The organism is Kitasatospora sp. NPDC093558 (assembly GCF_040683475.1).
Classification (GTDB): domain Bacteria; phylum Actinomycetota; class Actinomycetes; order Streptomycetales; family Streptomycetaceae; genus Kitasatospora.
Genome location: NZ_JBFBDY010000935.1, coordinates 1 through 2040 on the forward strand (window position 1 = coordinate 1; position 2040 = coordinate 2040).

General features: G+C 71.5%; 3 protein-coding genes. 1 reads left to right on the forward strand and 2 read right to left on the reverse strand.

Annotation, left to right across the window (positions count from 1 at the left end):
- Positions 1–654: 654 nt before the first annotated feature.
- Both AB0O00_RS37125 and AB0O00_RS37130 read right to left on the reverse strand, forming a co-directional pair.
- A complete protein-coding gene (locus tag AB0O00_RS37125; protein WP_363659108.1) occupies positions 655–990 on the reverse strand; it encodes an AzlD domain-containing protein in 336 nt (111 codons plus the stop codon).
- On the reverse strand, positions 983–1783 hold the full coding sequence (locus AB0O00_RS37130; protein WP_363659109.1) for an AzlC family ABC transporter permease: 801 nt from the start codon (positions 1781–1783) through the stop codon (positions 983–985). Before AB0O00_RS37130 ends, AB0O00_RS37125 begins: the two co-directional genes overlap by 8 nt.
- A gap of 62 nt (positions 1784–1845) precedes the next feature.
- Between AB0O00_RS37130 and AB0O00_RS37135 the strand changes: the two genes are divergently transcribed.
- Positions 1846–2040, forward strand: a 195-nt coding sequence (locus tag AB0O00_RS37135; protein WP_363659110.1) for a winged helix-turn-helix transcriptional regulator, incomplete at its 3' end; no start/stop codon positions are given.

A 2040-nucleotide genomic window follows, 5' to 3' on the forward strand; every position in this document is an offset into this window, starting at 1 on the left:
CCGCGCTCCGCAGGGCCCGAAACCCCAACTCCCGGGTCGCCAGGCCGTACGGCGAGCACGGCTTCGACGCCACCTGGGGAGACTGGAGCACCCAGATCGCCCGCCACGTGCTCGACCGGTTCCTCACGGAGCACTTCCCGAACTCCCCGGCCTGATCCCGCGGCCTGGACCGGACGGCCGATCAACTGCCGACTCGCCCGGCCGTGACGGCCAGGGCTCGACCGTCCCGCCCCACGGAGGTGGCAGCGCTACGAGAGCCTCGACCCCAGCCCCTCGCCCGCCGTTCCGAACCCCGTTGATGTCACCCGCCTGCGCAACGTCGCCGGGCCCGGCAGAGTCCAAGGGAGAAGTCTGGGACGAGACGCGGCGGAGGGTTGTGAACGGGCAGCCGACTCCACGCGCCGACGTCGACAGCCGTAGCGCGCTGGTCTGGAGCGTGGACCATGGCGGGGAGGACATCACCACCGAGATGCGAGCGGTGATCGCGGGCCCACTGGCCAAGGCACTGAGCCCGCCGCCGTTGTCGGCCTTGTACCACCTCACCGACACCGACGCGACCGGAGCGAGCCTCATCCGCACGCTCGCTGCCAACCGTCCGGCTCTGGTGGCCACGTCGAGCCACGGTTGCACCCTGCGGCCTCGGTGCGGCGGTGCTCACGGGTGGGCGAAGAGCGTGCTGGCGAGGGCGACATGAACGGCGGTGCCGCCCAGGATGCTCAGGACGGCGTTGCGCCGCCACAGGTGCAGGCCGAGGGTGGCGGCCAGGGCGAGGACGGTGGGGGCGGTCCGCAGCGGGCTGGTGAGGGGGAGGTCGCGCAGGGCGTAGACGGTGAGGATCACCATCACGCCGACCGGCATCCGCTCGCTCAGGTGGTGCAGCACGGCGCTGGCCCGCAGCGGGGCGAGGGCGGCGAAGGGCAGCGCCCGCAGGCCCCAGGTGACGGCGGTCGACACGGCGATGGCGGCGAGCAGGTAGGGCGTGTCAGGCACGGGCCGGCTCCTTCGGGGCGGGGGTGCGGTGCCGGGTGAGGGCGCGTCGGGCCAGCAGCCCGGCGGTGAACAGCGCGGTGGCGGCGAGCAGCATCTGACCGGGGAACAGGAAGCGCCCGGCGAGTGCGCAGACCAGGGCCAGCGCGGGGGTGGGAACGTCACGCCGGGCCCGGTACGCGTCGACGGCGAGCACGACGAACAGCGCGGTGAGCGCGAAGTCCAGGCCGACCAGCCGGGTGGGCACCAGTGCTCCGAACAGCGCGCCGGCGGTCGCGCCGGCGACCCAGTAGAGCTGGCAGAGCACCTGGAGCCAGATGATGCGCCGCCCGCTCCAGGAGCGGGCCTGCCGGCCGGTGGTCAGGGCGTAGGCCTCGTCCGTCATGGCGAAGGTGCTGTACGCCCGGCCGAACCGGCCGCCGACCCGGTGCAGCGGGAAGGACAGGGCGTAGAAGACATGCCGGAAGTTCACCAGGAACGCCGTCAGGGCGATCTGCGCGAGTGGGGCGACCGCGACGACGAGCCCGATCAGCAGGAACTCCAGCGACCCGGCGTAGACCAGCGCGGTGAAGGCGGTGGCCCACCACCAGCTCAGGCCCGCGTGGACGACGAGCACGCCGAATGCGATGCCGAGCGGGAACAGGCCCAGGCCGACGGAACTGGAGTCCCGGAGCGCGGCCGTCAGGTCGTTCCGGGCGGTCGGCGCGGCGGTGTTCGTTTCGGCGGCGTTCGTTTCGGCGGCGGGCGTGGGTGGCGGAACCGAACGTGTGAGCGTCCCGCCAGGGAAGGAATTCATGCAGAAATTCTAGGCCGGATTCGCGGTAATATGGTTTCCAATTATTGCCCTGGAGCCGCGCTATGAGTAATAAAGATATGCTTGATGGCATCGATCGTGAAATTTTGTTCCACCTGCGTCAGGACGGTCGGCTGACCAACGTCGAACTGGCCAAGCGGGTCGGCCTCACCCCGCCGCCCTGCCTGCGCCGGGTCAAGCGGCTGGAGGAGGCCGGGGTCATCGCCGGATACCGGGCCCGGATCGACCCGGCGGCGGCC